Origin of the sequence: Paracoccus sp. (in: a-proteobacteria) (genome assembly GCF_032007265.1) — a bacterium.
Classification (GTDB): Bacteria; Pseudomonadota; Alphaproteobacteria; order Rhodobacterales; family Rhodobacteraceae; genus Paracoccus.
In genome coordinates this window covers 43,407-49,842 of sequence record NZ_DALZMB010000016.1, presented here as the reverse complement: position 1 = coordinate 49,842, position 6,436 = coordinate 43,407, and the positions used below count along the sequence as shown (strand labels likewise).

Here is a 6,436-nt window from a genome sequence, read left to right as displayed (position 1 = left end):
GTTCGACCAGATCGTCATGCAGCTTGCGGTAGCCATAGACCTTGCCGCTCTCGGCCCAAGCCTTCTGCAGCAGTTCGGTCTGGCGCCTGTCTTCCTGCGCTCGCTGGCTCAGCGGTGTCTTCAGCCACGCGTAGAACCCGCTCGGCTGGATACGCAGGCTCCGGCACATCGCCCGCACCGAAAACTGACCCCGATGCTCGGCTACGAACGCGTATCTCACTTTGCATCCCTGGCGAAATACGCGGTGGCTTTTTTTAGGATGTCACGCTCCTCGCAAACCCGTGCCAGCTCCCGCTTCAACGTGCGGATCTCGGCATCCTTCGCGGTCTCGACTGATGCCGTCTTCGCAAACTTGCGCTTCCAGGCATAGAGCGAGTGCTTGCTTACCCCGAGCCGTTCCGAAACCTCGCTGACGGGGTAACCCCGCTCGGTGATCTGCGCGACCGCGTCGCGCTTGAAGTCGTCGCTGAAAGTGCCTGTGCCCATCATGGCCTCCTTGCCTCAAAATTAGCAAAGAAGGCGTCCACGAAACATGGGGCTATTCAGAGGTTGCTCATCGACCAGGTCTCCTTACGCAGCATGAATCACCCCAAACGCCTGAAATCAATGGGTCTGGAGCGAGGAGAAAAGATGATGAGGGAGGGAGATTTCAGGTTGGAAACGAGCGTTTCCCAAGCGCCTATAAAAACATTATCCATATATTACAATGTCTAACCGGACTTTATTTGGGTGGATGATATTATCCACTATCAATATTGGGCGACATGGTTATGCTGGCGCAGCATCTTATGTTTCTCGACCTGTTCCTTTTGGCTCAACTTTCGATCGTCAGCTCTGCCAAGCAGCCGCATTTCGCGGGCTGCACCCACAAAAGGAATATCACGATGGCCAACGGCACCGTGAAATGGTTTAACCCAACTAAAGGTTTTGGCTTTATTGCTCCCCAGAACGGACAACGAGATGTTTTTGTCCATGTCTCTGCTTTGGAGCGCGCTAACCTCCGCGGTCTTGATGACGGTCAAGCTGTGTCATTTGATCTTGAGACCGACCGCAATGGCCGCGAATCTGCCACAAACCTCGCGCTCACTTAAACGTCAGCCTGCAGATACAGAAAGTGGGATCGGCCGAGCGCCGGACCCGCTTTCCCTCGGAAAGGTAGAGATGCACTTCGCATTTCCCTTCCGTTCTTTAAGAAAGAGATTGTGTTGATCGAAATCAACTGGGGGCAACCCCATTATTTAGTTACGTCGCCTGAAGGGGATGTGCTAAAGCTAAGTACTATTGAACAAGTAAAATACTGCTTGCAGAAGAGATGGCCGATTGCAGACGAAGCGCGATCCAGAGCCTTGCAGCACGTAGAAGCAGCGATGGAATGCGTTGTCCCGGTTGGTGTAGCTCGAAAAGCCTTTGACTATGCGGCTAGATCAGCAGGCTTCATATCAGCGAACCTTGAGGGCAACCAGGATCGCAGGATGGCCTGAATCTCGGCTAGAGAGGGCAAGTCTTGGCTCGTTCCTGACTTAATGCATATCCCCAGCTCACAAACAGCCACGGTAGAGTAAGAAACTCTGACTATTCGACAGACGCTTTTATAGCGCTGTAACAGCTACCTATTCGTGCTTCTCCGCGATCGCGGACATTCTTTCAAGAACGAGTTGCAAATTTTTCTGGAAAAGGAAGATCATCGTGATTGGTACTAATAAAAGCGCATGGAATGCAGCGGAAATTGCTTTCAACAAGACGCAATCTCAATTTTTAGACCGCACACGCGCAATGCAGGATTGGGATAATGAGGCCATCGAACGCACGGAAAAAACCCGGCGCTTGAGAACAGCGCGACTCGAAAGAGAGGCAGCAGGAAAGCTCTTTAGCACTCTGCCCAAAAAACCGTATTAATCCGGCCTATCATCATCCCGGAGGAACGACATGATAATGACCAAAAATAACAATTACTCGGACCGTCTGAATAGTGCGATCAATGCTAAAGCTGACTTACTCCAGAGATTCCGGAAGGCAACTGCTGCGCCTGATCTTGCAGCAAAGCTGGCTGTACGTGAGGATGTAGCGCGGGCCAGAGACGCACGTCGCACAGCTCGCGTTACAGAGAAGCAGGCAGAGCAGCAGCGCGCTATGGCTGAGGCCGCTTCCGCAATCCAAGAAGAGACACGCCGTCAGGCCGCCGAACACGCTGCGAGCGAAGAAAGGCAATTAGCCCAGGATAAGCGCCTTGCGGATGTTCTATCTGATGAGGCGGCACGCAAGAATGCCCGCGATCTTCGCTATGCAAAGCGCAAGGCGGCGCAAATCGCCGCCTAAGTTCCGCTATCGTGGATGAACCAGGGCAATGTGAGAAATTAGAAACGGCATCCCCGAGTGGTTGAGCGGCGCTTCCTAAAGCACCAGCCACGACACCTCGCTCAAAGATCTGTAATGGCAGAAAAGCTGTCATAGTAGACGGTGCGCAGCGGCCCATAAATCACATACCCGAGCAGATACGGGCTGAACCGTACCGGGTTTGCCGGAGGCTCCAACCTCTGAGTAGGATGGAGCATCATCAGCAAGACAACGAAGAAGTTTTCCCCTCAGGTTCGCGCGCGAGCGGTTCGGATGGTTCTCGACAACGAGGGCCAGCATAGCTCGTGCTGGCACTCAGCGATGTCGATCGCGGCGAAGATTGGCTGTGCACCCCAGACCTTGAACGACTGGGTCAAGAAGACTGAGGTAGGCTGCGGCAAGCGCCGGGTGTTTCCAGTGAGATCTCGGTTCGCCTGCCTGCACCGAATATGTTGTGGGGTCCTTCATTGTGGCGCCATTGGTCCGAGCCCAATGGACAACGACTTCACTTATGCCGCGACCTGGAGGGCTTCGCTTACGTTGCTTTCGTCATTGATGCCTATGCCCGCAAAATCGTCAGCTGGCGGGTCAGCACCACGGCCCATGCCGCGTTCGTTCTCGATGCCTTGGAGCAGGCGGTCCATGTCCGGCGGCCGACCAAAGGGACGGGGATTGTTCATCATAGCGACAGAGGACCCCAATATCTGTCCATTCGCTACAGTGAACGGCTGGCAGAAGCAGGCATCGAGACATCGCTCGTCAGTGTCGGTGACAGCTACGACAACGCCATCGCCGAGATGATCAACGGTCTATTCAACGCGGAAGTCATCCATAGGCGCGGGCCGTGGACTTTACTCTTACCCATCATTCTCGCAGCAAACGTCATCTTTTGGCTGTGAAACTCAATGAGTGTAAAGCCTAATAAGCATTATGGCCGCTATCGTAAATAAAAATGCAGGGATGAAAGCGGCCATAAAAATCCATGCTTATTTAGGCATGATCACTGCGTCGATGACGTGGATCACGCCATTAGTCGCTTCAATATCGGCAGCGCTTATGGTTGCGCCGTCGACTTTAGCGCCGCCGTCAAGGGTTACGGTTACTTCCGACCCCTCCACGGTCTTAGCCTTCAAGCCTTCGCTCAGATCAGTCGACATCACCTTGGCGGGTAGCACGTGATATGTCAGGATTCCTACCAGCTTGTCTTTGTTTTCTGGCTTTAACAGCTCGTCGACGGTTCCTGCAGGCAGAGCTGCAAAAGCGGCATCGGTGGGCGCAAAGACGGTGAAGGGCCCATCGCCCTTTAGGGTCTCGGTCAGGCCAGCTGCATCTACGGCGGCAAGCAGGGTGTCGAAGCCACCCGCCGAGCGGGCGGTATCGATGATATTGGTCTTATGAGCAGCAAAGGCTGGCACAGCCAGAGCGAGGCTGATGGCAGCAGCGGAGAAAGCTTTTGCGAACAGAGAAATGGCTCCTCTTCCATTTGATTGTCCAAAACGGCTCATCGCCTTGGTGCTGTGGTTACGTTCTCTTGAAACGAATGGATCACACCAAGACATTCACAGCTCCGTGAGAGAAAAGAGTGATCCAATCCCGTATGATCCGCGTAAGCCTGATGAAACCGAAAGGAAGAATTCATGCAGGTCATCTGGCTTTATCTGATTACGGCTCTCGTCTTCTTCGGCCTGGATATGATCGGTATCCGCTTCATCATCCGCCCTGTGTTCGAACGCCATATCGGCGATCTCTTTGCCAGCCCGCTGCGACTGGCACCTGCGGCAGTGTTCTATCTGTTCTATGTCGCAGGCTTGTTGTGGTTCGTGTCGCTGCCTGCGGTGCGGGCGGGCGCGCCTTTACAGGCGTTGATAGGGGGTATGGTGTTGGGGGCGTTGTGCTATGGCACCTATGAATTCACCAACTATGCGACTTTGGCGCGCTGGTCATTGTCACAGGTGGTAACTGATCTGATCTGGGGCATTTGCCTGACGGGCATCGCATCTTGGGCGGGAGTGGCGATTATGACGACAAAGCTGGAATAATCAGCCCAGCCTGCGAGTCAGGGCCAAGGATAGCCGATAGGGCAGGACACGCAGAAGTTTTAGCCAAAAAGTGAAGCGTCGCGGAAAATGGATTTCGAAGCCGCCCCCGCGCAAGCCCTTGATTATCTTTGCGGCAGCCTCATCGGCCGAGATGATCGCAGGCATCGTGAACTCGTTCTTAGCGGTCAGTCTAGTTTCCACGAAGCCCGGACACACCAGCCTGACATCTACCTGTGGCGCAAGTTCTATACGTAGGCTTTCCGCCAGATTGATGATGGCGGCTTTGGTCGCAGAATAAGGTTGCCCCTTTGGCAGGCCCAGATAACCGGCCACCGATCCGAAGAATACCAGCTGCCCGCCTTGGCGCAACAAGGGCGGCGCGCATTGGGCCAGTTCAAACTGGCTGAACAGATTCACCCGCAACAATTGATCCAGCGCGGCCATCTCGATCTCTGCTACCTTGCCTGGATCATAAAGCGCTGCCGTACAAAAGATCGCGTCGAAGCTCGCGCCGGGAAGTTCTGCTGCTGCAGCACGCAAAGCGCCCTCTTGCGCCAGATCCAGCGGAAGAATGCGGATATTCGGCGAACCTGCGGAGACGTCATTCAAACCGGGCGCACTGCGAGCAGAAATCAGGACATTCGCCCCTTGTGCCGCATAAGCCCGCGCCAAAGCCGCCCCGATCCCGCTAGAGGCCCCGATGATCCATATGTTCGCCTCAGTCGACATTGCGCCTAGATCCTGAAGATCGGCTGCAACATGCGCGGGATCATTGCATGGAAACGCAGCGGTGCATCGGTCGCAGCCAGACAGATACAGGCATCGCCCGGACCGGCAATGGGTTGGTGATCCACCGTTCCGTCGGCGTCTTCAACGTCACCCAGGCCAAAGATGCCTTCGCTATCGGAAAAACTGCCCTGCAGAACCAGGGTCAGCTCCAAACCGCGATGGCCATGTTCGGGCACTTTGCGCCCCGGCGGGATATACAAAAGCCGCAACGACCCTTCACGGTTCGCCATCAGTATCTGCTGGCGAATGCCGCCACCCAGTATCCGCCATTTCGGCGGCTGCCCCCCAAGGGCCTGCATGAGGGGCGCGGGGAAAATACCAGCGGCGCGGATATCAGGTAAGGGCGGTGCAGGCTGTTCCAAGGCTGCCAGTGCGCGGGTTAAAGCATCCTCTGACAGGTCCACGGGAGCTATGCGTTCCAGCAACGCTCCGCCGATAGCTTGAGCGGCTTCAGTCGCGGCTTGGCATTCCTCGCAGAGCGAAACATGGCTTGCCACCACCACGGCAAAGACTTCAGGAAGGTTGCCCGAAACCCAAGCGGCCAGTAACTCACTGCGGATATGATGTTTTATGGCAGTCATTAGGCTCTCAGATCTGATAAATCGCGGCGGATGCGGGCAAGACCAAGACGGATACGGGATTTGATTGTTCCCAGTGGCAAGCCGGTCAGGCTGCTGATTTCGCTATGGGGCATTTCTTCGAAAAAAGCCTTTTGCAACAACCGGCTTTGCTCGGGGGACAAGTTGTCGACGGCGGCGCGCAAGGCGCGATGTTCTTGACTCAAGGCGAGGATCTGGAAACTGTCGGGGTCTTGGCTGGTATGGTCTTCGCTGAGTTCCGCTTCAAAGACTTTTCCGCGACGGTGCAAATCGATGTGGCGGTTGCGGGCGATGCGGTAGATCCAGCCCGAGGCATCAGACCGATGCGGATCGAACTGCGCGGCCTTGTGCCAGACCGCTAACATTACATCCTGAACCACATCTTCGGCGCTTCCATCGCGCAAACCGCCACGGATCAGCATCGCTTTTAGCCGCGGTGCGAAATAGGAAAACAGCTTGGCATAGGCAGCCCTGTCCCGTTGATCTCGCACTTTTAGCAGCCAAACTGTCTGTTCTGACAACTCGGGCGGATTGGATGACGCGGGCGCTTGGTCTGACGACGTCAATAGAGTGTGTTCCTGATCAACCGCCGCACCGACCATCACCTTAACGGCAGCATCGATCTTAGCAGCTTCCAAAAGAAGGGGCGATTGTTCAGTCATATCACATCATACG

General features: G+C 55.1%; 9 protein-coding genes and 2 pseudogenes. 6 read left to right on the top strand and 5 right to left on the bottom strand.

Going from position 1 to position 6,436, the window contains the following annotated elements:
- A pseudogene (locus RTS12_RS05595) lies at window positions 1-486 on the bottom strand (transposase); the annotation flags it as partial.
- A gap of 398 nt (window positions 487-884) precedes the next feature.
- Between RTS12_RS05595 and RTS12_RS05590 the strand changes: the two are divergent.
- The 5 genes and pseudogenes from RTS12_RS05590 to RTS12_RS05565 all read left to right on the top strand — a co-directional run.
- The gene (locus tag RTS12_RS05590) at window positions 885-1,091 is read left to right on the top strand and encodes a cold-shock protein (protein ID WP_312526303.1); all 207 of its coding nucleotides are present in this window, start codon (window positions 885-887) and stop codon (window positions 1,089-1,091) included.
- Window positions 1,092-1,202: 111 nt separating this feature from the next.
- Window positions 1,203-1,481: a DUF982 domain-containing protein gene (locus RTS12_RS05585; protein ID WP_312526298.1), complete on the top strand. Its 279-nt coding sequence runs from the start codon at window positions 1,203-1,205 to the stop codon at window positions 1,479-1,481.
- Window positions 1,482-1,686: 205 nt separating this feature from the next.
- Window positions 1,687-1,896 carry a hypothetical protein gene (locus RTS12_RS05580; protein WP_312526296.1) on the top strand — a complete coding sequence of 70 codons (210 nt, stop codon included), beginning with the start codon at window positions 1,687-1,689 and terminating at the stop codon, window positions 1,894-1,896.
- Between the two features lie 30 nt (window positions 1,897-1,926).
- Window positions 1,927-2,316 (top strand): DUF6481 family protein, encoded by a 390-nt coding sequence (locus RTS12_RS05575; RefSeq protein WP_312526294.1) that lies wholly within the window; start codon window positions 1,927-1,929, stop codon window positions 2,314-2,316.
- A gap of 516 nt (window positions 2,317-2,832) precedes the next feature.
- Window positions 2,833-3,182, top strand: a pseudogene (locus tag RTS12_RS05565) (DDE-type integrase/transposase/recombinase); the annotation flags it as partial.
- A 138-nt stretch (window positions 3,183-3,320) separates the two neighbouring features.
- Here RTS12_RS05565 and RTS12_RS05560 read toward each other — a convergent pair.
- Window positions 3,321-3,797, bottom strand: a complete 477-nt coding sequence (locus tag RTS12_RS05560) for a fasciclin domain-containing protein (RefSeq protein ID WP_409455669.1) — start codon at window positions 3,795-3,797, stop codon at window positions 3,321-3,323.
- A gap of 174 nt (window positions 3,798-3,971) precedes the next feature.
- On the opposite strand from RTS12_RS05560, the gene RTS12_RS05555 reads away from it, so the two are divergent.
- A complete protein-coding gene (locus tag RTS12_RS05555) occupies window positions 3,972-4,373 on the top strand; it encodes a DUF2177 family protein (RefSeq protein ID WP_312526290.1) in 402 nt (133 codons plus the stop codon).
- Here the strand turns inward: RTS12_RS05555 and RTS12_RS05550 are convergent, their stop codons facing one another.
- The 3 genes from RTS12_RS05550 to RTS12_RS05540 are packed head-to-tail and all read right to left on the bottom strand — an operon-like array spanning window position 4,374 to window position 6,423.
- Window positions 4,374-5,102, bottom strand: a complete 729-nt coding sequence (locus tag RTS12_RS05550; protein ID WP_312526288.1) for an SDR family NAD(P)-dependent oxidoreductase — start codon at window positions 5,100-5,102, stop codon at window positions 4,374-4,376. It lies immediately after the preceding gene.
- 5 nt (window positions 5,103-5,107) lie between these two features.
- Window positions 5,108-5,743, bottom strand: a complete 636-nt coding sequence (locus RTS12_RS05545; protein ID WP_312526286.1) for a ChrR family anti-sigma-E factor — start codon at window positions 5,741-5,743, stop codon at window positions 5,108-5,110.
- Complete coding sequence (locus RTS12_RS05540) at window positions 5,743-6,423, bottom strand: sigma-70 family RNA polymerase sigma factor (RefSeq protein WP_312526284.1); 681 nt, start codon at window positions 6,421-6,423, stop codon at window positions 5,743-5,745. Before RTS12_RS05540 ends, RTS12_RS05545 begins: the two co-directional genes overlap by 1 nt.
- Between the last annotated feature and the right edge of the window lie 13 nt (window positions 6,424-6,436).